The 23,940-nt window shown below is 68.2% G+C and carries 26 protein-coding genes; 19 read left to right on the plus strand and 7 right to left on the minus strand.

The features are described 5' to 3' along the window. Window positions 1–993, minus strand: a complete 993-nt coding sequence (gene ilvC, locus G6032_RS04030; protein ID WP_165280844.1) for a ketol-acid reductoisomerase — start codon at window positions 991–993, stop codon at window positions 1–3. Between the two features lie 127 nt (window positions 994–1,120). Between ilvC and G6032_RS04035 the strand changes: the two genes are divergently transcribed. Both G6032_RS04035 and G6032_RS04040 read left to right on the plus strand, forming a co-directional pair. After that, window positions 1,121–2,851, plus strand: coding sequence for a proline--tRNA ligase (locus G6032_RS04035; RefSeq protein ID WP_165280845.1), 1,731 nt, complete (start codon window positions 1,121–1,123; stop codon window positions 2,849–2,851). Beyond that, on the plus strand, window positions 2,848–3,420 hold the full coding sequence (locus G6032_RS04040; protein ID WP_240901949.1) for a lytic transglycosylase domain-containing protein: 573 nt from the start codon (window positions 2,848–2,850) through the stop codon (window positions 3,418–3,420). The genes G6032_RS04035 and G6032_RS04040 overlap by 4 nt, the downstream gene beginning before the upstream one ends. A gap of 8 nt (window positions 3,421–3,428) precedes the next feature. On the opposite strand, the gene G6032_RS04045 is transcribed toward G6032_RS04040, so the two are convergent. After that, window positions 3,429–3,638, minus strand: coding sequence for a DUF4398 domain-containing protein (locus tag G6032_RS04045; protein WP_165280846.1), 210 nt, complete (start codon window positions 3,636–3,638; stop codon window positions 3,429–3,431). A 208-nt stretch (window positions 3,639–3,846) separates the two neighbouring features. Here G6032_RS04045 and arsC point away from each other — a divergent pair, with 208 nt between their 5' ends. Genes arsC through G6032_RS04060 form a run of 3 tightly spaced genes read left to right on the plus strand, consistent with a single transcriptional unit; the run spans window position 3,847 to window position 5,161 of the window. Further along, window positions 3,847–4,197 carry an arsenate reductase (glutaredoxin) gene (gene arsC, locus G6032_RS04050; protein WP_165280847.1) on the plus strand — a complete coding sequence of 117 codons (351 nt, stop codon included), beginning with the start codon at window positions 3,847–3,849 and terminating at the stop codon, window positions 4,195–4,197. Further along, a complete protein-coding gene (wrbA, locus tag G6032_RS04055; RefSeq protein WP_165280848.1) occupies window positions 4,194–4,805 on the plus strand; it encodes an NAD(P)H:quinone oxidoreductase in 612 nt (203 codons plus the stop codon). Before arsC ends, wrbA begins: the two co-directional genes overlap by 4 nt. Continuing rightward, window positions 4,802–5,161: a DUF2069 domain-containing protein gene (locus tag G6032_RS04060; protein WP_165280849.1), complete on the plus strand. Its 360-nt coding sequence runs from the start codon at window positions 4,802–4,804 to the stop codon at window positions 5,159–5,161. Before wrbA ends, G6032_RS04060 begins: the two co-directional genes overlap by 4 nt. On the opposite strand, the gene hda is transcribed toward G6032_RS04060, so the two are convergent. From hda to G6032_RS04075, 3 genes are read right to left on the minus strand one after another with little or no spacing between them, the layout of a single operon-like run. Then, entirely contained in the window at window positions 5,118–5,822 is a 705-nt protein-coding gene (gene hda / locus G6032_RS04065; RefSeq protein ID WP_165280850.1) for a DnaA regulatory inactivator Hda, read from the minus strand. The two genes, G6032_RS04060 and hda, sit on opposite strands and share 44 nt — an antisense overlap. Then, window positions 5,819–6,367 (minus strand): CDP-alcohol phosphatidyltransferase family protein, encoded by a 549-nt coding sequence (locus G6032_RS04070; protein WP_165280851.1) that lies wholly within the window; start codon window positions 6,365–6,367, stop codon window positions 5,819–5,821. Before G6032_RS04070 ends, hda begins: the two co-directional genes overlap by 4 nt. Continuing rightward, window positions 6,364–7,383, minus strand: coding sequence for a DUF2066 domain-containing protein (locus tag G6032_RS04075; protein WP_165280852.1), 1,020 nt, complete (start codon window positions 7,381–7,383; stop codon window positions 6,364–6,366). The genes G6032_RS04070 and G6032_RS04075 overlap by 4 nt, the downstream gene beginning before the upstream one ends. An 84-nt stretch (window positions 7,384–7,467) precedes the next feature. Between G6032_RS04075 and purM the strand changes: the two genes are divergently transcribed. Together purM and purN are read left to right on the plus strand one after the other, a co-directional pair. Beyond that, on the plus strand, window positions 7,468–8,499 hold the full coding sequence (purM, locus tag G6032_RS04080; protein ID WP_165280853.1) for a phosphoribosylformylglycinamidine cyclo-ligase: 1,032 nt from the start codon (window positions 7,468–7,470) through the stop codon (window positions 8,497–8,499). Next, on the plus strand, window positions 8,496–9,140 hold the full coding sequence (purN, locus tag G6032_RS04085; protein ID WP_165280854.1) for a phosphoribosylglycinamide formyltransferase: 645 nt from the start codon (window positions 8,496–8,498) through the stop codon (window positions 9,138–9,140). Before purM ends, purN begins: the two co-directional genes overlap by 4 nt. Here purN and dcd read toward each other — a convergent pair. Both dcd and apbC read right to left on the minus strand, forming a co-directional pair. Further along, complete coding sequence (gene dcd / locus G6032_RS04090) at window positions 9,137–9,703, minus strand: dCTP deaminase (RefSeq protein WP_165280855.1); 567 nt, start codon at window positions 9,701–9,703, stop codon at window positions 9,137–9,139. The genes purN and dcd overlap by 4 nt on opposite strands. Continuing rightward, a complete protein-coding gene (gene apbC / locus G6032_RS04095) occupies window positions 9,704–10,798 on the minus strand; it encodes an iron-sulfur cluster carrier protein ApbC (protein ID WP_165280856.1) in 1,095 nt (364 codons plus the stop codon). Window positions 10,799–10,968: 170 nt separating this feature from the next. Between apbC and G6032_RS04100 the strand changes: the two genes are divergently transcribed. Genes G6032_RS04100 through G6032_RS04155 form a run of 12 tightly spaced genes read left to right on the plus strand, consistent with a single transcriptional unit; the run spans window position 10,969 to window position 23,921 of the window. Further along, the gene (locus G6032_RS04100) at window positions 10,969–13,368 is read left to right on the plus strand and encodes a HEAT repeat domain-containing protein (RefSeq protein WP_165280857.1); all 2,400 of its coding nucleotides are present in this window, start codon (window positions 10,969–10,971) and stop codon (window positions 13,366–13,368) included. Window positions 13,369–13,392: 24 nt separating this feature from the next. Further along, entirely contained in the window at window positions 13,393–14,463 is a 1,071-nt protein-coding gene (locus G6032_RS04105; protein WP_276610845.1) for a type IV pilus twitching motility protein PilT, read from the plus strand. Continuing rightward, on the plus strand, window positions 14,460–15,602 hold the full coding sequence (locus G6032_RS04110) for a type IV pilus twitching motility protein PilT (RefSeq protein WP_165280858.1): 1,143 nt from the start codon (window positions 14,460–14,462) through the stop codon (window positions 15,600–15,602). Before G6032_RS04105 ends, G6032_RS04110 begins: the two co-directional genes overlap by 4 nt. Window positions 15,603–15,655: 53 nt before the next feature. Continuing rightward, window positions 15,656–17,707 (plus strand): methionine--tRNA ligase, encoded by a 2,052-nt coding sequence (gene metG / locus G6032_RS04115; RefSeq protein WP_165280859.1) that lies wholly within the window; start codon window positions 15,656–15,658, stop codon window positions 17,705–17,707. Between the two features lie 27 nt (window positions 17,708–17,734). Further along, window positions 17,735–18,316 carry an electron transport complex subunit RsxA gene (gene rsxA / locus G6032_RS04120; RefSeq protein WP_165280860.1) on the plus strand — a complete coding sequence of 194 codons (582 nt, stop codon included), beginning with the start codon at window positions 17,735–17,737 and terminating at the stop codon, window positions 18,314–18,316. A 7-nt stretch (window positions 18,317–18,323) separates the two neighbouring features. Further along, window positions 18,324–18,878: an electron transport complex subunit RsxB gene (gene rsxB / locus G6032_RS04125; RefSeq protein ID WP_165280861.1), complete on the plus strand. Its 555-nt coding sequence runs from the start codon at window positions 18,324–18,326 to the stop codon at window positions 18,876–18,878. After that, window positions 18,875–20,422 (plus strand): electron transport complex subunit RsxC, encoded by a 1,548-nt coding sequence (gene rsxC / locus G6032_RS04130; protein WP_165280862.1) that lies wholly within the window; start codon window positions 18,875–18,877, stop codon window positions 20,420–20,422. Before rsxB ends, rsxC begins: the two co-directional genes overlap by 4 nt. Beyond that, complete coding sequence (locus tag G6032_RS04135) at window positions 20,419–21,441, plus strand: RnfABCDGE type electron transport complex subunit D (protein ID WP_165280863.1); 1,023 nt, start codon at window positions 20,419–20,421, stop codon at window positions 21,439–21,441. The genes rsxC and G6032_RS04135 overlap by 4 nt, the downstream gene beginning before the upstream one ends. Then, on the plus strand, window positions 21,431–22,105 hold the full coding sequence (gene rsxG, locus G6032_RS04140; RefSeq protein WP_240901951.1) for an electron transport complex subunit RsxG: 675 nt from the start codon (window positions 21,431–21,433) through the stop codon (window positions 22,103–22,105). The genes G6032_RS04135 and rsxG overlap by 11 nt, the downstream gene beginning before the upstream one ends. Next, window positions 22,102–22,788, plus strand: coding sequence for an electron transport complex subunit E (locus tag G6032_RS04145; RefSeq protein ID WP_165280864.1), 687 nt, complete (start codon window positions 22,102–22,104; stop codon window positions 22,786–22,788). Before rsxG ends, G6032_RS04145 begins: the two co-directional genes overlap by 4 nt. Window positions 22,789–22,801: 13 nt before the next feature. After that, the gene (gene nth / locus G6032_RS04150) at window positions 22,802–23,503 is read left to right on the plus strand and encodes an endonuclease III (RefSeq protein WP_165280865.1); all 702 of its coding nucleotides are present in this window, start codon (window positions 22,802–22,804) and stop codon (window positions 23,501–23,503) included. Continuing rightward, on the plus strand, window positions 23,493–23,921 hold the full coding sequence (locus tag G6032_RS04155; RefSeq protein ID WP_206211807.1) for a DUF1841 family protein: 429 nt from the start codon (window positions 23,493–23,495) through the stop codon (window positions 23,919–23,921). The genes nth and G6032_RS04155 overlap by 11 nt, the downstream gene beginning before the upstream one ends. Window positions 23,922–23,940: the final 19 nt, after the last annotated feature.

A 23,940-nucleotide genomic window follows, 5' to 3' on the forward strand; every position in this document is an offset into this window, starting at 1 on the left:
CTAACCCTCGTCCAGCCATGGCATCAGCGCGCGGACGCGCGCCCCCACGGCCTCCAGCGGATGGGCCTCGGCGGCCGCCTTCCAGGCCCGCAAGGTGGGCTGGCCGGACTGCATCTCGGCCTCGAGTTCCTGGGCGAAGCGGCCATCCCGGATCTCCGCGAGTATCACGCGCATCGCGTCGCGACTCGGCTGGCCGATCACCCGCGATCCCCGCGTCGCATCGCCGTAGGCCGCCGTGCTCGAAATGGAGCGGCGCATGCCGGCGAGGCCGCGACTCTGCACCAGGTCGGCAATCAGCTTCACCTCGTGCAGGCAGCAGAAATAGGCGATCTCCTCCGGGTAGCCGGCCTCGGTGAGCGTCTCGAACGCGGCGGTGATCAGTTGCCCGACCCCGCCGCAGAGCACGGCCTGCTCGGCGAACAGGTCGGTCTCCGTCTCGGCCGCGAAACTGGTCGCGAAGACCGCGGCGCGCGCATGGCCGTTGGCCGCCGCATAGGCTCCTGCCAGCGCCTGGGCACCACCGCTGGCGTCCTGGTGCACGGCCAGCAGCGCCGGCACGCCGCGCCCCAGCTCGTACTGGCGCCGCACCTGCTCGCCGATGCCCAGCGGCGCCACCATCAGGACGTCCAGGTCCGTGCGCGGCACGAGCTTCCGGTAATGGATGTTGTAGCCGTGCGCGAACAACAACGCCGCTTCCGGCCGGAGGCACGGCGCCAGGATCTCTGCGTAGAGGCCCGGCTGGACCTCGTCGGGCACCAGCATCACCGCGACGTCCGCGCTTTCCGCCGCCGCCTCCGGCGCCAGGACGTCGAGGCCTTCACGCTCGCATTCGGCGCGACTCGCCGACCCGGGGCGCAGCCCGACGACGACGTCGACGGACGAATCGCGCAGGTTCAGCGCATGGGCGCGCCCCTGGGCACCGAAGCCGAACACCACGACGCGGCGGCTGGCGAGCGGCGCCGGATCCAGTTGCTGCGGGGTCAATGGCTCCATCACGATCGCGCTCCTCGGGTGCAAACTGTACCGGTGGCCGGGCCGGCCGCTAGAATGCCACGCTGTCGCCCGGTGCATGGGCCCGCCCATGCCACATCGTGAAACCTCAACAGAAAAGGCCCGCCAGATGCGCCTGTCCGCTTATCCGCTCAACACTGTAAAGGAAGTCCCGGCCGGGGCGGAAATCATCAGCCACCAGCTGATGCTCAGGGCGGGCCTGATCCGCCAGCTGGCGTCCGGGCTCTATACCTGGCTGCCGCTCGGCGTGCGCGTCGTGCGCAAGGTCGAGGCCATCGTGCGCGAGGAAATGGACCGGGCGGGCGCGCAGGAGCTGCTCATGCCGATGGTCCAGCCCGCCGAGCTGTGGCGGGAGTCGGGCCGCTGGGAACAGTTCGGGCCCGAATTGCTGAGACTGAAGGATCGCCACCAGCGTGATTTCTGCCTCGGACCGACCCACGAGGAAGTGATCACCGATCTGGCGAGACGCGAGCTCAAGAGCTATCGCCAGTTGCCGATCAACTGGTACCAGATCCAGTCGAAGTTCCGCGACGAGATCCGCCCCCGCTTCGGCGTGATGCGGGCGCGCGAATTCATCATGAAAGACGCCTACTCCTTCCATCTCGACGAGGCCTGCCTCGGCCGCACCTACGCCCGCATGCACGAGGCCTATGCCCGGGTGTGCAAACGCCTCGGCCTGGAGTTCCGTGCCGTGGAAGCCGATACCGGCAGCATCGGCGGCAGCCTGTCCCACGAGTTCCATGTCCTCGCCGACTCCGGCGAAGACGCGATCGCCTTTTCCGACGCCTCCGGCTATGCGGCCAACGTCGAGGTGGCCCCGGCCCTCCCCCCGACGACCCCCCGCGGGCCCGCGACTCGTCCGCTCGAACGCGTGGCCACCCCGGGGGTGCGCACCATCGCCGAGCTGACGAGCTTCATGGGTGTCCCGGCGGCGCAATGCCTGAAGACGCTGATCGTCCTCGGGGAGGACGAGGGCGCCGTGGCGCTCGTGATCCGTGGCGACCACGAACTCAATGCGGTGAAGGCCGCGAAATTACCGGGCATCGCCTCCCCGCTGCGCATGGCGGGCCCTGAACTCGTGCGCGCCGCGAGCGGTTGCGAGCCGGGCTTCGTCGGCCCCGTCGGCCTGGACCTGAAGATCTACGCGGATCATGCCGCGCTGGCTGCGGCGGATTTCGTCTGCGGCGCCAACGCCGCAGATACCCACCTGGCGGGAGCCAACTGGGGCCGGGACCTGCCCGAGCCGGAGGCCGCGGACCTGCGCAACGTCCAGCCCGGCGATCCGAGCCCCGACGGTACGGGCCGCCTCGCCATCGCCCGCGGCATCGAGGTCGGCCACATTTTCCAACTGGGCCGCAAGTACAGCGAGTCGATGGGCGCGGTGGTGCTCGACGATGCGGGACGCGAGCAGAGCATGGCCATGGGCTGCTACGGCATCGGCATCACGCGGCTCGTGGCAGCCGCCATCGAGCAGCATTTCGACGATCGGGGCATCGTGTGGCCCGAACCGATCGCGCCGTTCCAGGTGGCGCTGGTGCCGATGAACCCGCAGAAGAGCGCCGCGGTGCGGGCAGCGGTCGAGCCGCTTTACGACGCACTGCTCGAGGCGGGCGTCGAGGTGCTGCTCGACGATCGCGACGTGCGCCCGGGCGTGAAGTTCGCGGACATCGAACTCCTCGGGATCCCGCACCGGGTCGTGATCGGGGATCGCGGGCTCGCCGACGGCATGCTCGAGTACCGGGCGCGACGCGCCACCGAAAACGAATCCTTGCCGATCGCGAACGCCGCCGAGGCCCTGCTGGATCGCGTGCGCGCCGGAATCGACCGCCACTCGCCATGATGCGCGCGCTGCTGCTGTTCCTGGCCCTGGTCTCCGCGACGCAGCTCGCCCTCGCGGAGATGGACCGGGAGGGCATCGATCCGGAGCTGCGCCGCGTGCTGCAAGAGGCCGCGGAAAGCGCGGAAAGCTTTCCGGATCGATTCGAGGCGGAAGTCTGGCTGACGGACATGTCGCGGCGACTCGCCCGGCAGGTCCCGGACGCCGAGGAGCGCATGCTGATCCTGCGCCTCGTGCATCGCTATGCGCGCATGTTCGACCTGCCGCCCGAGCTGGTCCTCGCCGTCATCGACGTGGAGAGCAATTTCGACCGCTATGCGATTTCATACGCGGGCGCCCTCGGCTTGATGCAGGTGATGCCCTTCTGGCGCAACGAGATCGGCCGGCCGGAAGACGACCTGCACGACATCCAGACCAACCTGCTCTACGGCTGCCGGATCCTGGCCTACTACCTGGAAAAGGAAAACGGTGATCGCCGCGCGGCCCTCGCGCGCTACAACGGCAGCCGGGGACAGCGCTGGTACCCCGACCGCGTGTTCGATCGGCTCGGTTCGAAGTGGTACCAGTACTGAGTCGCGCGTCAGGGCTCGAAGCGGCGGCTCGAGCGGAGCGCTTCCGCGGCGTGCTGCCGCGCTTCACGCGCGTCGGCGCGCGCACTGGAGTAGGCCTGCCGTTGCAACTTGCGCTCCGCGCTGGTCAGGAGACGCTTGGCGTTGCGCAGCGCGGCAGGGGCGTGCTCGGCGGCGCCGGCCTCCTCGGCCGCCTGGATCGCCTGTCGCGCGTCGCTCATTTCCTGTACCGGAATACCTGCGCAGGCTGCCAGCAACAGCAGTCCCAGCGGCGCGAACAAACGCGTTACCAGGCGGGACCTCGCTCGAATAGGGGGCACTCGGAGACCACTCCTGAGACCATGGGAACCTCGTCAAACTAGCAGCCGCCACTTCACACAGTCAAGCACCACAGTGCATCGGAACAACCCGGAAAAACGGAGTCAAATCATGGTCGTGACGATCTATCATAATCCTCGTTGTTCAAAGTCGCGGCAGACGCTCGCGTTGCTCGAGGCGCGCGGCATCGAACCGCGCGTCGTGGAATACCTGAAAACTCCGCCGGACCGGGCCACCATCGCCGCCCTCCTCCGCAAGCTGGGGTTGCCCGCCAGCGAACTGGTGCGTCGCAAGGAACCCGAATTCGCCGCCCTCGGACTCGGCGCGCCCGGGACGACGGAAGACATGCTCATCGACGCCATGGCGGCGCACCCGCGCCTGATGGAGCGCCCGGTGGTGGTCGTCGGTCGCAAGGCTCGCCTCGGCCGCCCTCCAGAGGCCGTGCTGGATCTGCTGCAGTGAGCCGCGTCCTGGTCCTGTACTACTCCCGCCACGGCAGCGTGGCCGGCCTGGCGCGCCAGGTGGCGCGCGGCGTCGGCGCCGTCACCGGTGCGGAGGCCGTCCTGCGCACCGTGCCGCCGGTCGCGCCGGCGACACGCAGTGTCATGCCACCGGTGCCCGAGGAAGGCGCGCCCTATGCCACGCTGGACGATCTGCGCGAATGCGATGCCCTGGCACTGGGGAGCCCGACGCGCTTCGGCAACATGGCTGCGCCGCTGAAATATTTTCTCGACGGCACCAGCGAACTCTGGCTCGACGGGTCGTTGTCCGGCAAGCCCGCGGGGGTCTTCACTTCGACCTCCAGCCAGCATGGCGGACAGGAGAGCACGCTGTTGAGCATGATGCTGCCACTGCTCCACCACGGCGCGCTGCTCGTCGGCCTGCCTTACACGCTCCAGGCGCTCAGTCACACGCGTGACGGCGGCACTCCGTATGGTCCCTCGCATGTCGCCTCGCCGGCGGCCGGCGCCGAGCTCAGCGAGGACGAGCGCACGCTCGCGCAGGCACTCGGCCGGCGCCTGGCGGTCGCGGGCGGGGCGCTGGCCGCGCAGCGCGAGGCCCTGCGTTGAGCGCCGCCGAGCTGTCGCGGCTGACCACCGCCGCCGCACTTGCCGCCGGCGCCGTGTTCATCGCCCTCTGGCTCGGTTCCGCGGCCATCGACGCCGGGGCGCCGGGACTCCTCGGCCTCGGCGTCCTGCTGCTGCCGCTGGGCCTCGGCCTGCGCGGCGTGCTGCTGGCCCGTCTGCAGACCGGCCGCCGGCTCAGCCTGCTCCTGCCTTTCTACGGCGCTGGCGTGCTGGTGGCGGCGGTGGGCAGCCCCGAAGCGCGTGCGTGGGCCACCGCGGCTGCTTTCGCGATCGCGCTGGCCTTCGCCGCCACGCTCAGCTGGGTGAAACGGGCGAGTGCGAAGACGCCGTCCCGATGACGGATTTCACGAAGGGAATCGTCAGGCGCTTGCCGGCCGCCAGCGCGGCGATGTCCAGGGTATCGAGCCAGCCGCACAAGGCGCGCATGTCGCGGGGCAGGCGGCGCATCAGGTAACTCGCCACGTCGGCGGGCAATTCCAGACCGCGATGGGCCGCACGGCGCCGCAGCGCCAGGGCCCGATCCTCGTCCCCGAGACTCTCGAGGCGGAACACCCCGCCCCACGCGAGCCGGGATCGCAAGTCCTCGAGCTCGAACGGCGTCGCGGCCGGGCTGCCACGCGCCGCGACCACCACCCGTCCGCCGCGTTCCCACAGCCGATTGAACAACGCGAAAGCGGCCAGCTCCCAGTCGCGGCGCCCGGCCAGGCGGTCGATATCGTCGATACAGACCGTCGTCCGCTCTTCCCAACCTTCCAGTACCGCCGGACTCGCGGAAAGCAGCTCGGTCACGGGCAGGTAGGCCGCGGAGGAACTTGCGGCGCACGCGGCTTGCAGAAGATGGCTCTTCCCACTGCCCTCCGGGCCCCAGATCCAGGTGGCCGGACCGGCAGTGGCAGGTGCGCGCAGCAGCGCGACGACCGCCCCGTTCGGCCCCGGCTCGAAACTCTCGAAGACCGCAAAATCCCGCAGCCGGACCGCCAGCGGCAGCTGTTGCATCATGCGTCCGCGGCACGCGCGCGAGCGGCCCAGCGGACGACGTAGTCGATGCCGCTGTAGGTCGTCGTGAGCAGCACGACCCAGCCCAGCGCAGCGATGAGGCCGCCCGGCGGCAGGCCGAACACGAGGAGCGACAACGTGCTGAGAATATAGAGCAGCTGCAGGAACGAGTTCAGCTTGCTGGCGATGCTCGGCTCCGCATTCAGCCGCTGCACGCGCCAGTGATAAAGCGCGGCGCCGGTCACGATGACGAGGTCCCGAATCACCACCGCGGCGAGCAGCCAGCCGGGCACGTAACCGGCCATCCACAAGGTGACGAACGCTGTCGCCAGCAACAGCTTGTCCGCCGCGGGATCCAGCAATCCGCCCAGCCGGCTCTGCCACGAAAAGCGCTTGGCCAGGAACCCGTCGAGGCCGTCAGTCACCCCGGCGATGAAAAACAGGCTCATGGCGAGCGGATAACGGCCCTCGATGATCGCCCAGCCCACCGGCACCGTCATCACGATGCGGAACACGCACAGCAGGTTGGGGATATCGCGCGCTCTCACCGGGCCACGCGGTAATTGAGTTCGTATTCCGGCCCCGCCGTATCGTCCGCCCGCAACAGGCCGTCGAGACGCACGGCCTCGCCTAGCGCATCCGCGCCACCGCGCAATTCGATGCGGTAGACGATCCGGTCCTGCTCGACGCGCTCGACACCGACCCGTTCGACGGCGGTCAGGCTGCCGAGAAAGCGGCTCACCCGACCGTAGTCGGCGATCGTCTCCACCCCGGACACCGCGAGCCGGACCTCGCGTGCCGCCCCGGTTGTCACGACCGCGAACCGCGCCGCGAAGCGATCCGCGAGACGGTCGATGCTCGCGCCGACATCGCCGCTCCAGCGTGCCACGCCGTCGGCGCCATAGAACGTCCAGCGACCATAACCGAGGTCGTCCGCGGACAGGCGACCCACCAGCACGGCATCGACGCCATATCTCGCCGACGCGTCCCGGATCGAATCCTCGAAGCCGCCCCATACCTCCGCGAAGGACGCCCTGGAGCGGTCTTCCGCATCCATCAGCGGGAACACCACGGGGATCCCACGTCGCGCCGCCGCGTCCAGCACCTGCTGACGAATCGCCGACTCCGCCGGCACCTCGTCACCCGATGCGACCACGAAGCGCTCCCCGCCCCCCGCGTCCACCGCGATCCAAAGCAGGGTACCCGGCCGTTCCACGCCCCAGACCGGCAGCCCGAGGCGGGCCAGTTCCCGCTCGACCGCGACGCCGTCGAAAGCGGCCCAGAGACGCCCGGGGCCCGGCTGCCGGAACTGCTGCACATAGGCTGCCGCATCGTCCAGCAGCGGCTCGACAGCGGGGCGATCGACGACATCCCGCCGTCCGGTGACGCGCACCAGCACCTGCGCGAGGGCGGCGCGGAAGCCGGCTTCACGCTCGCCCTCGAAAGCGGCTTCGGCCTCGTAGAGCCCTGCCACGCTGGCGGCTCCGGCCGGATGACCGAAGCCGAGGACGAACGCCGTGGCCAGCGCCAGCCAGAGTGCTGGACGAATGCGTTGAATGAGCACGTTCCGGGTTATCCTGCCTCGGATCGACGGGTCAGATAAAATACCACGCTACCGGCCTGCGGGCCTCCCAAGGATGCTTTCCCGATGAAAGACGTCTCATCGCTGACGTACAAGGACGCCGGCGTGGATATCGACGCCGGCAACGCGCTCGTGGAGCGCATCAAGCCGGCCGTGATCGCCACGCACAGACCCGGGGTGCTGTCCGGCATCGGCGGCTTCGGCGGCCTGTTCGAGATTCCGTCCGGCTACCGGCGGCCCGTACTCGTGGCGGGCACGGACGGTGTCGGTACCAAGCTCAAGCTGGCGATCGAGACGGGGCGTCATGGCGGCGTCGGGATCGACCTCGTCGCGATGTGCGCCAACGACGTCATCGTGCAGGGCGCAGAACCGCTTTTCTTCCTCGACTATTACGCCACGGGCCGGCTCGATGTGGATGCGGCGGCGGCTGTCATCGAGGGCATCGCGACCGGATGCAAGCTGGCGGGCGCCGCCCTGCTGGGCGGCGAGACCGCGGAGCTGCCGGGGTTCTATGCCGGCGAGGACTATGACCTGGCGGGTTTTTGCGTCGGCATCGTGGAACATGAGCGGATCATCGACGGCAGCCGCGTCGCCGCGGGCGACGCGGTGATCGGCATCGCCTCCTCCGGGCTGCACTCGAACGGCTACTCGCTGGCCCGCAAGGTCCTGGAAGTCAGCGGCGCCGCCCAAGACATGCTGCTGGACGGCGAAGCGCTGATCGAGCGGCTGCTGGCGCCCACGCGAATTTATGTCAAACCGCTGCTGGCCCTGATGGCAGAGTTCGAAGTTTGCGCGATGGCACACATAACGGGTGGCGGCCTGCCGGAAAACCTGCCACGCGCCCTGCCCGAGGGACTCATGGCGACCATCGATACACGCAGCTGGCGGCGTCCGGAATTGTTCGACTGGCTGCAGTCGGCCGGCGGCATCGCGGATGCGGAGTTGTACAGGACGTTCAACTGCGGCATGGGCATGGCGCTGGTGGTGCGTCCCGAGGTGGCGAACGAGGCCGTGGCCCTGCTCGAGGCGCAGGGTGAGCGCGCCTGGATCGCCGGGCGCATCGACGCGGGAGAACGCCGGGTGGTGCTCGCCGGATGAACCGTGCGCCGCTCGGCATCGCAGTGCTCGTTTCCGGTCATGGCAGCAATCTCCAGGCGCTGCTCGACGCCGCGGCGGCGGGCCGGCTCAACGCCGAATTCCGCCTCGTGGCCAGCGACAGGCCGGACGCGCGGGGCCTGGCGCGCGCCCGCGATGCAGGCATTCGGGCGGTCGCCATCCCGCCCTCCGACTATCCCGACCGCGCCGCCTGGAACGCCGCGCTGGAGGCATTGTTGCGCGAATCCGGCGCGGACCTGGTCGTGCTGGCGGGCTTCATGCGCGTGCTCGGAGCGTCCCTCGTCGCGGCCTGGGCCGGCCGGATGCTGAACGTCCACCCCTCCCTGTTGCCCCTCTATCGTGGCCTGCATACCCATCGGCGCGCCCTGAAGGACCGCCAACCCGTGCACGGCACGAGCATTCATTTCGTCACGGAGGAACTGGATGGCGGCCCGGTGATTCTCCAGGCGCAGGTCGCGGTCCGGCCCGACGACACCGAGGAAAGCCTGGCGCAACGCGTCCAGGCGCGCGAGCACGAGATCTACCCGCAGGTCGTCGAATGGATGGCCAGCGGCCGCCTGGAATGGCGTGACGGCGGACCGTGGCTGGACGGCCGGCCGCTGGATGCGCCGCGACGCGTCTAGGCTTTCGGCAGCGTCACGCCGCGCTGGCCCTGGTACTTCCCGCCACGGTCGGCGTACGACACCTCGCACTCCTCGTCCGACTCCAGGAACAGCATCTGCGCCACGCCCTCGTTGGCGTAGATCTTCGCGGGCAACGGCGTCGTGTTGGAGAACTCGAGGGTCACGTGGCCTTCCCACTCGGGCTCGAGCGGCGTGACGTTCACGATGATGCCGCAGCGAGCGTAGGTGCTCTTGCCGAGGCAGATCGTGAGGACCTTGCGCGGGATGCGGAAGTACTCGACGGTGTGGGCGAGCGCAAAAGAATTCGGCGGGATGATGCACACGTCACCGCGGACATCGACGAAACTCGAGGCATCGAACGCTTTCGGGTCCACCACCGCGGAGTTGATATTGGTGAAAATCTTGAAATCCGGGGCGCAACGTACGTCGTAACCGTAGCTCGAGGTGCCGTAGCTGACGATCTTGCGCCCGTCCACGGCCCGCACCTGGCCGGGCTCGAAAGGCTCGATCATGCCGGCGGATGCCGCCATCTCGCGGATCCACCTGTCCGACTTGATGCTCAATCAATCGTCCTCGAAGCTGATGGTCGGGAACTTCGCGCCGGGCATGTTGCCGCCGGCGGCGAGCCGGGCGCACATGCGACGCGCGATGTCGAGATAGGCGCGTGCGGCGGGACCGTCGGGGTCCGCCACGACCGAGGGCTGCCCGGCATCGGCCTCCTCGCGAATGTTGATGTCCAGGGGCAGGTTGCCGAGCAGCGGCACGCCGTACTGCTCCGCCATGCGCTCCCCGCCCCCGGAGCCGAAAATCGGCTCCTGGTGGCCGCAGTTGGAGCAGATATGCAGGCTCATGTTCTCCACGATGCCCAGCACGGGGACCTTTACCTTCTCGAACATCCGCAGGCCCTTGCGCGCATCGAGCAGGGCGATGTCCTGGGGGGTCGTGACGATCACGGCACCGCTGACCGGAACGCGCTGGGAGAGCGTCAGCTGGATATCGCCCGTACCCGGCGGCATGTCGACGATCAGGTAATCGATATCGCCCCAGTTCGTCTCGCCGAGCAGCTGCTGGAGCGCCTGGGTCACCATCGGGCCGCGCCAGATCATCGGCTGGTCTTCGTCGATCAAAAAGCCGATCGACATGCAGTAGATTCCGAAGGCCTCCAGCGGATGGATCCGCTTGCCGTCGGTGCTGGTCGGCTTGCGACCGGACAGGCCGAGCATGCGCGGCTGGCTCGGGCCGTAGATGTCGGCGTCGAGAATACCGACCTTCGCGCCTTCGGCCGCGAGGGCGAGCGCAAGGTTCACTGCGGTCGTGGACTTGCCGACGCCGCCCTTGCCGGAGGACACCGCGATGATGTTGCGGATCCCCGCCAGCGGCTGCAATCCGGGCTGCACGGAGCGGGTTTCCACGTCCCACTGGACCTCGACCCGCACGCTGTCGACGCCTGCGAGGTCGGCGAACAGCTTGCCGAACTCGGCCTGCAGTTCCTTTTCATAGCGGTCGGCAGGAAAGCCGAACCGCAACACGACGCCGAGCACGCCGTTCTCGAGGGTGATGTCCGCCACCGCCCCGGCCGAAACCAGGTCTTGCTCGATGATAGGGTCGATTCGTTGCGCCAACAGCGCGCGCGCGCCGTCGATAGTTGCCTGGGTCATACCACTCCCCGGGGGTTGGTTTCGTCGCGTCGGAAGCCGCGTATTGTAGCCCATGCGCGCCCCCGGGGCATGCGCCCTTGGACGGAAAACCGCTCTGCGTGTAACGTAGGCGGGATGCGAAAATGCCGTCATGCCATCGTCGTCTCGCCCGGCCGGCCGGGGTGCGCGCCATGAGCCTGTTTGGCGGCTTCGTCGCCGATCGCCTGGTGGGCTCGATCCGGAGCCCGGCGGACCTGGAGTCCCCGGCGGGCAAGAAGGCGGTGGCGAAATTGCGCAAGGTGGGCGGCCCGGCGGTCGTCCGCGTCGTCGCGGAACTCGAGAGCGCGGACAAGGAGCGCGCTGCGGCATTGTCACGCGTACTCGGCATCCTGATCTCCGTGCGCACGCTGCCCGATGCCGCAGAAGCGCTGCGCCACTCCAATGCACGCGGCGTGCAGGGACTTGTCTGGGCGCTGTCCCACAGCCGCGATTACAACCCCAACAAGCTGCTCGACTATCTCGCGGACGACAACATGCCGCGCGCCGCCATCCTGGAGATCCTGGAGGCGCAGAAGGAGCGTCTCGAGTTCCGCCCCGTGCTGACGCGCGCCTACCAGGCGGAAAGCATCGAGAAGGCCGCCCTGTTCCGCCTGATCGGGGAAATGGCCGACGAGTCCATGCTGCCCGAACTGATCGGGCGATTGTCCGGCAAGGACGTCGCGGCCAAGGTGCACATCATCGAGATCCTGTCGCGTTTCGATCGCCCGGAGGTCCGCCAGGCCCTCGGCGAGGAACTGTCCAGCGAACACAAGCTGGTGAGGCAGACGGCGCTCGGTGCCATCGGCCGGATGGGCGGGGACGTGGACATCGGCCGGCTCTGCGCGCTGCTGATGGATCCGGACCTGAACGTGCAGAATCGCGCGGTCGACGTGATCATCAAGCAGCGCCACCCGGACACGTTGAAACACCTGGTCGAGGTCCTCAAGAGCGAGTCCGACTTCGCCCGGCGGGCCGCGGTCGAGGTGCTCAACGAGATCGGCGACCAGGAATCGATCAAGGACCTGCTCGGCGCACTGGGCGACGACGACTGGTGGGTCCGGGCCCGCGCCACGGATGCGCTGGCCCGCATCGGGGGGCCGCGCGTGATCGACGCCGTGCTCGGCCTGATCAGCGATCCCGACGAGTCCGTCCGACGCGCGGCCGTCGAGATCCTCAACACCACCAAGGACGAGCGTGCGGTCCAGCACCTCATCAAGGCGACGCGGGATTCCGACTGGTGGGTCCGGGACCGCTCGGCCGACGCGCTCGGCGAGATCGGCGACCCCCGGGCGGTGCCGGCGCTGGTAAAGATGCTCTCGACCGAACCCCGCTCGGTGCCGGCCGCCGTCCGCGCCATCGCCAAGCTCGCCGGCAAGGACGCCCTGCCGCACCTGCTGCCCCTGATGGATCACAAGGAGGCGCAGGTCCGGGTCGAGGTCATGGCGGCGCTGGCGGAGATCGCCGATCCCGCCGACGCGGACTCCATCATCCAGCGACTCGCGAAGGAAGGCGCCTCCTCCGAGCACACCGTCAGCGAAGCCGCGGCTTCGGCCATCCAGCGGCTCAGCGAGCGCATGGGCTCCGGAACCCTCAGCGGTACGCTGGGCACGACGACGGGCGGGGCCTCCGCGGCGGACGCGTCCCTCGCCGATGCCCGTGAGCTTCGTGAGCTCATCAAGACCAGCGCGCAACAGACGGCCTCGCTCGACATCACCAAGCTGGAGCCCGGCGACGTCATCGAGGGGCGATACAAGTACATCCGGAAAATCGGCAAGGGCGCCTTCGGCACCGTGCTGCTCGTCGAGGACATGGTCGTCGACGAGCGGCTGGTCCTGAAGTTCCTCAATCCCGGCGTCGCGGCCGACGAGGAGATGATGAAGCGCTTCGTCCACGAGCTGCGCTACTCCCGGAAGATCACCCATCCCAACGTCATCCGCATCTACGATTTCATCGCGCTCGGCGGCCTGTACGCGATCTCCATGGAGTACTTCGCCTCGCACCCGCTGACGGACGAGTTGAAAGACGAGAAGCCCCTGCCCCTCAGGCGTTCCCTGCAGTACAGCATGGACATCGCGACGGGCATGCAGGTGGCCCACCAGGCGGGCGTCATCCACCGCGATCTCAAGCCCGCCAACGTGCTGATCGACGACAACAGCCTGGTGAAGGTCGTGGATTTCGGCGTGGCCGCGGCGCGCGCCAGCGGCGATACGCAGCTCACCCGCACCGGCTATGTGATAGGCTCGCCGAAGTACATGGCGCCCGAGCAGATTCTCGGCAAGAAAGTGGATGAAAAGGCGGATGTCTACAGTCTCGGCGTCATGCTCTACGAAATGCTGACCGGCTTTGCGCCCTACACGCGCGGTGACCATATGTCGGTGATGTACCAACACGTCCAGGGCAAGGCCAAGCGGGCACGGGATCTCAACCCCAACGTGCCGCAGGAGCTGTCCGACCTCGTGGCGCGCTGCATGGCCGTCGACAAGAGCAAGCGCTATCCGTCGATGGACGAACTCCGCGCCGCGCTCTTGCCTTTCGTCGGCAGGGAGAACTGACCCCTGGCGAGGATAGACGCTTTCCTGCAGCTCGCCATGGCCCAGGGCTGCTCCGACATCCACCTCGCGGTCGGGGTGCCCCCGATGCTGCGCCTGCGTGGCGACCTGCTGCCGATCAAGTTCCGCGACCTGTCGCCGGCGGAACTCGAGGGTTACGTCAACGAGATCCTGACGCCCGGCCAGAAACAGGTGTTCCGCGAAGGCCACGATCTCGATTTTTCCTATGTCAGCGGCGACGGCGGCCGGTTCCGCGTCAACATCTTCCGCAAGGACACCGGACCCGGTGCGGTGTTTCGCTTCATCCCGGCCGAGGTGCCCACCCTCGAGTCGCTGGGGCTGCCGCCGATCGTCCGGCAGCTCTGCGACTATCACCAGGGCATGGTCCTCGTCACGGGCGCCACGGGGACGGGCAAGTCCACGACCCTCGCGGCGATGATCGATTTCCTCAACTCGACGCGCAAGATGAACATCATCAGCCTGGAGGACCCGATCGAATTCGTCCACCAGTGCAAGAACTCGCAGATCGTGCAGCGCGAACTCGGCACGCACCTGAAGAGCTTTTCAGCCGGCGTCCGCGCCGCCTTGCGCGAGGATCCGGACGTCATCCTGGTCGGCGAGATGCGCGACGCCGACACCATCAGCATGGCGATGACGGCTGCGGAAACCGGGCACCTGGTGCTCGGCACGCTGCACACCACGGGCGCCGTGAAAACCATCGACCGGATCATCGATGCGCTGCCTGCCCAGCAGCGCGAACAGACCAAGAGCTTCCTCTCGCAGAGCCTCGTCGCGGTGGTGACGCAGGTGCTGGTGAAGACGGCCGACGGCCAGGGGCGCAAGGCCGTGCACGAGATCCTCGTGCAGAACAAGGCCATCGCGCGCCTCATCATGAGCGACCAGACCCACCTCATTCCGTCCCAGCTGCAGACCGGCAAGGAGGCCGGCATGCAGCTGATGGACCAGGCGCTGCTCGAGGCTATCCAGCGCCGCGAGATCGATCCCGACGACGCGTACCGCTTCACGACCGACAAGAAGCAGTTCGCGCGCTTCGTCACCGATACCGGCATGCTGCCGAAACTGGACCTGGCGGAATGAGCGATATCAGCACCTCGCAGCTGACCCGGAAGACGCAGCTGGTCGATCGGCTGCTGCGGGCAATGGTCGAGCGCAACGGCTCCGACCTCCACCTCATCGCGGGCAACCCCCCGCGCTTCCGCCTGCATGGCGACCTGCAGGTGCTCGAGCCGGCCCTGCTCGACACCGAGGAGCTCGCGCAGAACCTGCAGGCCATCGCGACGCCGCTGGCGGCGGCCACCTTCGACCGCGAGGAGCAGGCCGACTTCGCCTACATGATCGAGGGCCTGTCGCGTTTCAGGGTCAACGTGTTCCGGCATCTCGGGGGGATGGGCGCCGTGATGCGTGCCATCCCGTCCGACGCCGTGACGCTGGATTCCCTGAAACTCCCGGACGTGGTGCGCGGCCTGTGCCAGCACCGCCAGGGCATGATCCTCGTCACGGGCAAGACGGGTTCGGGCAAGTCCACCACGCTGGCGGCGATGATCAACGAGATCAACGTGCGCCGCAAAGGGCACATCATCACGATCGAGGACCCGATCGAGTTCCTGCACCAGCGTCGCGGCTGCCTCATCAGCCAGCGCGAGGTCGGTAACCACACCAACAGCTTCGCCGAAGCCCTGCATTCCGCCTTGCGCGAGGATCCGGACGTCGTCCTGGTCGGCGAGTTGCGCGACCTGGAGACGATGAGCACGGCGATCACCGCCGCGGAAATGGGGATTCTCGTGATGGGCACGCTGCACACCAACGGTGCGGCGGCCACGGTGGACCGCATGGTGCATGCCTTTCCGCCGGAGAAGCAGGCGCATGTGCGCACCATGCTGTCCACGTCCCTCCGCGGCGTGATTTCGCAGCAACTCTGCCGGCGGAAGACGGGGGACGGCCGGATTCCGGCGCTGGAAATCCTGGTGAACACGCCGGCGATCTCCAACCTGCTTCGCCAGGGCAAGCTCGACCAGCTCGAGACGGCGATGCAGTCCGGGGCGGCCGTGGGCATGCGCACCATGGACTCCGCCTTGCAGGAACTGCTGGACCGGCGCTTCATCACGGCCCGCGAAGCCTACGAAAAAGCTTCTGCCAAGGACCGTTTCCGCAAGCTCATGGAGCAGTCAGAGCCGCCCGGCAGCCATCCCGGGGCGCGTCCGTCGAATATGGCATAATTTCCGGCTTGTCGCCCAGTCCCGATGACGCCGCGAACCGGCGGATGGAGTCCATGAGCACACGCCGCGAAATGCTCGTCACCAGCGCGCTGCCGTACGCCAACGGCCCGCTGCATCTCGGCCATCTCGTCGAGTACATCCAGACCGATATCTGGGTGCGTTTCCAGCGCATGCGCGGGCATCGCTGCATTTACGTCTGCGCGAGCGACGCGCACGGCACGCCGATCATGCTGAAAGCGCGCCAGGAGGGCATCGCCCCCGAGGCGCTGATCGCCCAGGTCCACGCCACCCAGGTCGCCGACTTCGCCGGATTCCACGTGGAGTTCGACAACTACCACACCACGCATTCCGCCGAGAACCGTGCGCTGGTCGAAGAGATTTTCGCGGCGTTGCAGGCCGGCGGGCACATCGAGTCGCGCAACGTGCGCCAGGCCTACGACGAAAAAGAAGGCATGTTCCTGCCCGATCGTTTCGTGCGCGGCACCTGTCCGCGCTGCGGCGCTGCGGACCAGTACGGCGACAGCTGCGAGGTGTGCGGCGCCACCTACCGGCCGGCCGAACTGATCGACGCCGTTTCGGTGCTTTCCAACACCCCGCCGGTCGAGCGCGATTCGGAACACCTGTTCTTCAAGCTCGGCGACTTCGAGGCGATGCTCAAGGAATGGATGGCGGCCGGCCCGTTGCACGAGAGCATGCGCAACAAGCTCGAGGAGTGGTTCGAGGCCGGCCTGCAGGACTGGGACATCAGTCGCGACTCGCCCTACTTCGGCTTCGAGATTCCCGGCCACCCGGGCAAGTATTTCTATGTCTGGCTGGATGCGCCCATCGGCTACATCGCCAGCTTCCGGCAGCTCTGCGACCGGCGTTCCGACCTCGATTTCGACGCCTGGTGGCGGCCCGGCAGCGACAAGGAGCTGTATCACTTCATCGGCAAGGACATCGGATATTTCCACTCGCTGTTCTGGCCGGCCGTGCTGCACGGCGCGGGTTTCCGCACGCCGACCGCGGTCTTCGCGCATGGCTTCCTGACGGTGAACGGCGAAAAGATGTCGAAGTCGCGCGGCACCTTCATCCGGGCCCGCACCTGGCTCGAGCACCTGGATCCGGAAGCCTTGCGCTACTACTACGCCACCAAGCTGACGGCCGGCGCCGAGGACATCGACCTGAACCTCGAAGACTTCGTCCAGCGGGTGAATTCCGACCTCGTCGGGAAGCTGGTCAATATCGCCAGCCGTTGCGCCGGCTTCGTGCACCGCGTGGCCGACGGCCGGCTCGCCGGCGCCCTGCCCGACCCCGATCTCCATCAGGAAATGGTCGCCGCGGCGCCCGCCATCGAGGCGGCCTTCGACCAGCGGCGCTACGGCCAGGCGATACGCCAGGTCATGGCCCTGGCCGACCGCGCCAACCAGTACATCGACCGGCAGAAACCCTGGATCATGGCCCGCGAGACCGGCCGGGAGCAGGAGGTGCAAGCCGTCTGCACCCAGGGCCTGAACGCATTCCGCACCCTGGTCACCTGGCTCAAGCCGGTGCTGCCCAGGCTGGCAGGCGAAGCCGAGCGGTTCCTGAAGTGTGCACCGCTGAACTGGGACGACGCCGTCGTGCCATTGCTGGATCACCAGATCGGGCCGTTCGAGGCCCTCATGCAGCGGGTCGATCCCGCGGCCGTCCAGGGCCTGCTCGAGGCCTCCCGCGACAGCCTCGAGAAGAAGCCGGCAACCGCCAGTTCCCCGCCCGCCGAAGCCGGTGCCCGGCCAGCCGCTACCGGCGACGAATCACCCGCGGAGATCGGTATCGAGGATTTCCTCAAGATCGATCTGCGCGTGGCCCGCATACTCGAAGCCGACGAGGTGGACGGGGCCGACAAGCTCCTGAAACTGACGCTCGATCTCGGCGACGGCCGGCGCCAGGTGTTCTCCGGCATCCGCTCCGCGTACCGGGCCGAAGACTTGCCTGGAAAGCTCACGATCGTGGTCGCCAACCTGAAAGCGCGCAAGATGCGTTTCGGCGTGTCCGAGGGCATGGTGCTGGCCGCCTCGGGCGACGGGGGCATCTTCCTGGTGGCCCCCGATGCCGGTGCCGAGCCCGGCATGCGGGTGACCTGAGCTGTCGAGGGTTCGGATCAGCGGCTTATGAAAGAACTGGGACTCATTCTGGTGGCTACGGTTCTGGTGAACAACTTCGTCCTGGTGAAGTTCCTCGGGCTGTGCCCGTTCATGGGCGTTTCGCGCAAACTGGAGACCGCCGCCGGCATGGCACTGGCCACCACCTTCGTGCTGACGCTGTCTTCCGTCTGCAGCTATCTCGTCCAGGAATGGCTGCTGGCGCCGCTCGGCCTCGAATACCTGCGCACCATCGCCTTCATCCTCGTCATCGCGGGCGTGGTGCAGTTCACCGAGATGGTGGTCCAAAAGACCAGTCCGTTGCTCTACCAGGTGCTGGGCATCTACCTGCCGCTGATCACCACCAATTGCGCCGTGCTCGGGGTCGCCCTGCTGAACGTCCAGGAGAGCCACGGTTTTCTCGAGTCTTTCGTCTACGGTTTCGGCGCGGCGCTCGGGTTCTCACTGGTTCTCGTGCTGTTTGCGGGAGTCCGCGAGCGGGTCGCCGCCGCCGATGTGCCGGTGGCTTTCCAGGGTGCCTCCATCGCGCTCGTCACTGCGGGACTGATGTCGCTGGCGTTCATGGGCTTCGCCGGACTGGTCCGGGGGTAGGCGCGCCATGATCTCCGCCATCCTGGTCATCGCCGGCCTCGCCGCCCTGTTCGGCCTTGCCCTGGGCTTCGCCGCCGTGCGCTTCCGCACCGAGGGTGATCCGGTCGCCGACCGGATCGATGCGCTGCTGCCCCAGACCCAGTGCGGCCAGTGCAGCTTTGCCGGCTGCCGCCCCTACGCGGAGGCGATCGCGGCCGGCGAGGCGGACATCAATCGCTGCCCACCGGGCGGCGAGGCCACCATCCGCGCGCTCGCCGACCTGCTGGAGCGCGACCCGAAACCGCTGGACCCGGAAAGCGGCGAACTCAAGGCCCGTACGATCGCCGTCATCGACGAGCCCTTGTGCATCGGCTGCACCCTGTGCATCCAGGCCTGCCCCGTGGACGCCATCCTGGGTGCCGGCAAGCAGATGCACACGGTCATCACCTCGGAGTGCACCGGCTGCGAACTGTGCGTGGCACCCTGCCCGGTGGACTGCATCGCCATGGTCGAGGAGGAAGTCACGCCGAGCACCTGGAAATGGCCGCGGCCGGGCGACTCGATGCCGACGGAACAACGGTGAGCAGGGCACGCCTCTGGCATTTCCATGGCGGGCTCAAACTGGATTCGCGCACCGCGCGACCGGCCAGTGAACCCCTGCTCGAGATCCCCGTCCCGCCGCGCCTCGTCCTGCCGCTCTCGCAGCATGTCGGCCAGCAGGCCGAAGCCGTGGTCAGCCCGGGAGAGCGCGTCCTCCGGGGGCAGCCGATCGCCCGGCCGAGCGGCTATGTCGCGGCCAAGGTCCACGCATCGAGCAGCGGCACGGTCGTGGCCATCGAGGATCACCCGGTCCCGCATCCCAGCGGCCTGGCGGCGCCCTGCATCATCATCGAGACGGACGGTCTCGACGAACCCTGGGGAGGCTACGAACCGCTGCAAGACTATTGCACCCTGGACGGGGTGGAACTGCGCGCCAGGGTCCGTGCCGCGGGCGTCGTCGGACTGGGCGGGGCCGCGTTCCCGACGGCGGTGAAGCTCGGCGCAGGCGCCGGGCTGAAGATGCTGATCCTCAACGGCGCGGAGTGTGAGCCTTACATCTGCTGCGACGAAGTGCTGCTGAAAGAACGCCCCGAAGAGGTGCTGGCCGGCGCCCAGGTGCTGCTCCGCGCGCTCGAGATCGACCGCTGCTGCATCGCCATCGAGGAAGACAAGCCGCTGGCCAGGCAGGCGCTCGAGGCGGCGATCGCGGCCGCCGGTGAAACCCGGATCGAGGTCGTCTCGGTCCCCGCCATCTACCCCGAGGGCGGCGAGCGGCAGTTGATCAAGGTGCTGACCGGCGAGGAAGTGCCCGCGCGCGGGTTGCCGCCGGACATCGGCTATCTCTGCCACAACGTCGGCACGGCAGCCGCCGTGGCCCGGGCCGTGCTCGGCGGCGAACCCCTGATCTCGCGCATAGTCACCGTCACGGGGGGCGGCGTGGCCCGGCCGCGCAATCTCCAGGTGCGGCTCGGCACGCCGATCGCGGCACTGGTCGCCGCCTGCGGCGGGTACACGGACGAGGCGCGGCACCTGTTGATGGGCGGGGCCATGATGGGTTTTCCGCTACCCGACGACTCGGTGCCGGTGGTCAAGGCGACCAACTGCGTCGTCGTGGCCAGCGGGGAAGACATCCAGCCGCGGGCGCCCGCCATGCCGTGCATCCGCTGCGGCGAATGCGCGGAGGTGTGCCCTGCACAACTCCTGCCGCAGCAGCTGTACTGGCATGCGCATGCCGGGGAGCTCGACCGGCTCGACGAGTATCACCTGTTCGATTGCATCGAATGCGGCTGTTGCGATGTCGTCTGCCCGAGCCAGCTGCCACTGACCCAGTACTTCCGCTATGCCAAGACGGAACTGTGGGCGCGGGATCGCGACCGCGCGCGCTCGGACCTGGCGCGCGACCGCTTCGAGTCGCGGCGCGCGCGCATCGAAGCCGAACAGGAGACGCGCCGCCGGCGCCTGGAAGAGAAAACGCGCGCCGCGAATGCCGCCCGCGGGGACGAGGACGCGCGCAAGGCGATGATCGACGAGGCGCTGGAGCGCGTGCAGGCGCGGCGGGACGACGACCGGGCGGACGACGACAAATGAAGTTCGCCGCCACGGTGCCGCCCCATGTCCGTCCGCGCACCAGCGTGACGCGGGTAATGGGCGAAGTGTTGCTGGCGCTGGTGCCCGCCACGGCGGCCTGGGTGTGGTTCTTCGGCCCGGGCCTGCTGTACAACATGGCCATTGCCGCCGGGGTGGCGCTGGCCTGCGAGGCGGGCGCCCTCGCGCTACGCGGGCGTGCCGTGCTGCCGCAACTGCAGGATCTCAGCGCGCTCGTGACCGCCATCCTGCTGGCGTTCTGCCTGCCGCCGCTCACGCCATGGTGGATCACGGCCACGGGGGCGGCGTTCGCCATCCTGTTCGCCAAGCAGCTGTACGGGGGACTCGGCTACAACCCTTTCAACCCGGCCATGGCGGGCTACGTCGTCGTGCTCATCTCGTTCCCGGAAGCCATGACGCGCTGGCTCCCCCCCACAGGCGCGACGCTCGGCGCATGGGAGACCCTGCGCTTCACGCTGACCGGCATGCTGCCCGGCAACCTCGGCTGGGACGCGGTCACTGGCGCGACGCCGCTGGACGACCTGCGCACCCAGCTGTCGCTCGCGCGCACCGTGGGGGAGATCCGCGGCGGTGAGCTCTACGGCCTGCTCGGCGGGCGCGGCTGGGAGTCGATCTCTGCATTCGTCGCGCTCGGTGGTGCCTACCTCCTGTGGCGCCGCATCATCCGCTGGCACATCCCCGTCGCCGTGCTGCTCGGGGTCTTCGTGCCGGCCGCTTTTTTCTGGCTGATCAACCCGGGCGCCTATCCCCCGCCGACGTTTCACCTCGTCAGCGGCGCCACCATGCTGTGCGCCTTCTTCATCGCGACGGACCCCGTATCGGCTGCGACGAGCCGCACCGGTCGCCTGGTCTACGGTTTCGCCATCGGCGTGCTCATCTTCATCATTCGCAGCTGGGGCGGCTATCCCGACGGCGTGGCCTTCGCGGTGCTGCTGATGAACATGGCGGTGCCCGCGATCGATCATTTCACCCGCCCTCGCACATACGGTCATGCGGGCTGAAACCACGCGCAGCATGTTCCGCGCCGCGGCGATCCTGGCCGGCTTCGCGGTGGTCGGCGCCCTCCTGGTCGCGATCACCTGGCAGTCCACGGCGGAGCGCATCGCAGAGAACGAGCGGGCGTTTCTGTTGCGTAGCCTGACGGACGTGTTGCCCGACGGCGCGTATGACAACGCGGTGCACGAAGATGCGATCACCGTCACCGATCGCGAATTGCTGGGCACCGACGATCCCGTGACGGTCTATCGCGCGCGGCGCGACCGACAACCGGTGGCGGCGGTACTGACGCCCGTCGCGCCGGGTGGTTACAGCGGACCGATCCGGCTGCTGGTGGGGGTACTCGAAGACGGCACGCTGAGCGGCGTGCGCGTCGTGGCACACCGGGAGACGCCCGGGCTCGGCGACAAGATCGAGGTCGAGCGCGACGACTGGATCCTCGATTTCACGGGACGGCGCCTCGGCCAGCCGCCGCGCGAGCAATGGGCCGTGCAGCGCGACGGAGGCGTGTTCGACCAGTTCACCGGGGCCACCATCACGGCCCGCGCCGTCGTCTCTGCGGTCCGCGACGCGCTGATATACTTCGAGGCCAACCGCGATCGATTGTTCAGCACGCCCGCCGGCACGCACGGCCTGGCGGCGACGCCCGACGAGGAAGGACAGGAATGACGGCAAGGCCCGCGGAAGTCATCAGGACGGGGCTCTGGACCAATAATGCGGGCCTCGTGCAGCTGCTCGGGCTCTGCCCCCTGCTGGCGGTCAGCACGAGCCTCGTCAACGGGCTCGGCCTGGGGATCGCCACGACCCTGGTGCTGATGGCTTCGAACATCACGGTCTCACTGATCCGCGACATCGTGCGCCCGGAAATCCGCATTCCCGTGTTCGTGCTGGTCATCGCCTCCTTCGTGACCGCGGTCGAACTCGTCATGAACGCCTGGTTCCACGAGCTGTTCCGCGTCCTCGGCATTTTCATTCCGCTGATCGTCACCAACTGCGCGATCATCGGCCGGGCGGAGGCTTTCGCCTCCCGCCAGCCGCCGATGCTCGCCATGCTCGACGGCCTCGCCATGGGACTGGGCTTCACCAGCGTGCTGGTGGTGCTCGGCGCAGCGCGCGAACTGCTCGGCCAGGGCTCGCTGTTCAGCGGCGCGCACATGATGTTCGGCGAGGGCTCGCGCTGGCTGGAACTTCAACTGGTCGATGGCGGTTTCCTGCTGGCCCTGCTGCCGCCGGGCGCTTTCTTCGGCCTCGGACTGATGGTCGCGGCCAAGAACCTCATCGATGCGGGACGCGCCCGGCGCCTCCGGCAGGTCCGGGTGGAACCGGTCGGGGCCGCCGGCGAGCCGGCGTGAGCATGGCGCCGGCATGAACGATGCGAAGCGTCGCGAACTTTACGCCCGGCTGCGCGCAGCGAATCCGGAGCCGACCACCGAACTCGTCTATACCACCCCTTTCGAACTGCTCGTGGCGGTCGTGCTTTCGGCGCAGGCGACCGACAAGGGCGTCAATCGTGCCACCGCAAAGCTGTTCGCGGCGGCCGACACGCCGGCGGCCATCCAGGCGCTGGGCGAAGAAGGGCTGAAACGCCACATCAACTCGATCGGGCTCTATAACGCGAAGGCGAAAAACATCATCGCCCTGTGCGGAATTCTGCTCGAACAGCATGGCGGAGAAGTGCCGCGCGACCGCGCCGCACTGGAGGCGCTGCCCGGCGTCGGCCGCAAGACCGCCAACGTGGTACTCAATACGGCATTCGGCGAGCCCTTGATCGCCGTTGACACCCATATTTTCCGGGTCGCGAATCGCACCGGGCTCGCGCCGGGCAAGACGGTGCGGGCGGTCGAGGACCGGCTCGCACGGGTCACGCCGCGCGAGTTCCTGAAGGACGCGCACCACTGGCTCATCCTTCACGGCCGCTACGTCTGCAAGGCGCGCAAGCCGGCCTGCCCGACCTGCATCATCGCGGACCTGTGCGACTATCGCGCCAAGACGCCGGGCGACCCCCCTGCTCCTCCCCTCGCGCCGCCGGCGAAGCCCGGGCGGAACCGTCGTGCTGTTGCCGAGTGATCGCGAAGGGCTGCGGGCCTTCTACGTCGAAGCCTGGCGGAAGCGTCGCGAGGGCCTGCCCGCGGAACCGCTGGAACACCAGGTCGCAGACGTCATCGCCCAGCATCCCGAGTACCACGACCTGCTGGAGAGCGGCCCGGCGGCGCTCGAGCGGGACTGGACACCGGAGTCGGGCCAGGAAAACCCCTTCCTGCACATGGGCTTGCATCTCGGCCTGCGGGAACAGGTGGCGACCGACCGGCCCGCAGGCATCGCTGCACTGCATCGCGAACTGGCGGCGCGCCACGGGCTGCACGAGGCCGAGCACCGCATGGCCGAGTGCCTCGCAGAAGCGCTCTGGCTCGCGCAACGAAACAATTCCCTGCCTGACGAGGTCTCCTACCTGAACGCCCTGCGCCGAATACGGGATGCGGGCTAAAATGGACATGGAACGAACC

The sequence above is a fragment of the Wenzhouxiangella sp. XN24 genome, from assembly GCF_011064545.1.
Classification (GTDB): domain Bacteria; phylum Pseudomonadota; class Gammaproteobacteria; order Steroidobacterales; family XN24; genus XN24.

Bases quoted from the DNA above. Each gene is read 5' to 3' on its own strand.
- ilvC (WP_165280844.1), bottom strand. From the start codon at position 993: ATGGAGCCATTGACCCCGCAGCAACTGGATCCGGCGCCGCTCGCCAGC.
- G6032_RS04035 (WP_165280845.1), top strand. From the start codon at position 1,121: ATGCGCCTGTCCGCTTATCCGCTCAACACTGTAAAGGAAGTCCCGGCC.
- G6032_RS04040 (WP_240901949.1), top strand. From the start codon at position 2,848: ATGATGCGCGCGCTGCTGCTGTTCCTGGCCCTGGTCTCCGCGACGCAG.
- G6032_RS04045 (WP_165280846.1), bottom strand. From the start codon at position 3,638: ATGAGCGACGCGCGACAGGCGATCCAGGCGGCCGAGGAGGCCGGCGCC.
- arsC (WP_165280847.1), top strand. From the start codon at position 3,847: ATGGTCGTGACGATCTATCATAATCCTCGTTGTTCAAAGTCGCGGCAG.
- hda (WP_165280850.1), bottom strand. From the start codon at position 5,822: ATGATGCAACAGCTGCCGCTGGCGGTCCGGCTGCGGGATTTTGCGGTC.
- purM (WP_165280853.1), top strand. From the start codon at position 7,468: ATGAAAGACGTCTCATCGCTGACGTACAAGGACGCCGGCGTGGATATC.
- purN (WP_165280854.1), top strand. From the start codon at position 8,496: ATGAACCGTGCGCCGCTCGGCATCGCAGTGCTCGTTTCCGGTCATGGC.
- apbC (WP_165280856.1), bottom strand. From the start codon at position 10,798: ATGACCCAGGCAACTATCGACGGCGCGCGCGCGCTGTTGGCGCAACGA.
- G6032_RS04100 (WP_165280857.1), top strand. From the start codon at position 10,969: ATGAGCCTGTTTGGCGGCTTCGTCGCCGATCGCCTGGTGGGCTCGATC.
- G6032_RS04110 (WP_165280858.1), top strand. From the start codon at position 14,460: ATGAGCGATATCAGCACCTCGCAGCTGACCCGGAAGACGCAGCTGGTC.
- metG (WP_165280859.1), top strand. From the start codon at position 15,656: ATGAGCACACGCCGCGAAATGCTCGTCACCAGCGCGCTGCCGTACGCC.
- rsxA (WP_165280860.1), top strand. From the start codon at position 17,735: ATGAAAGAACTGGGACTCATTCTGGTGGCTACGGTTCTGGTGAACAAC.
- rsxB (WP_165280861.1), top strand. From the start codon at position 18,324: ATGATCTCCGCCATCCTGGTCATCGCCGGCCTCGCCGCCCTGTTCGGC.
- G6032_RS04135 (WP_165280863.1), top strand. From the start codon at position 20,419: ATGAAGTTCGCCGCCACGGTGCCGCCCCATGTCCGTCCGCGCACCAGC.
- rsxG (WP_240901951.1), top strand. From the start codon at position 21,431: ATGCGGGCTGAAACCACGCGCAGCATGTTCCGCGCCGCGGCGATCCTG.
- G6032_RS04145 (WP_165280864.1), top strand. From the start codon at position 22,102: ATGACGGCAAGGCCCGCGGAAGTCATCAGGACGGGGCTCTGGACCAAT.
- nth (WP_165280865.1), top strand. From the start codon at position 22,802: ATGAACGATGCGAAGCGTCGCGAACTTTACGCCCGGCTGCGCGCAGCG.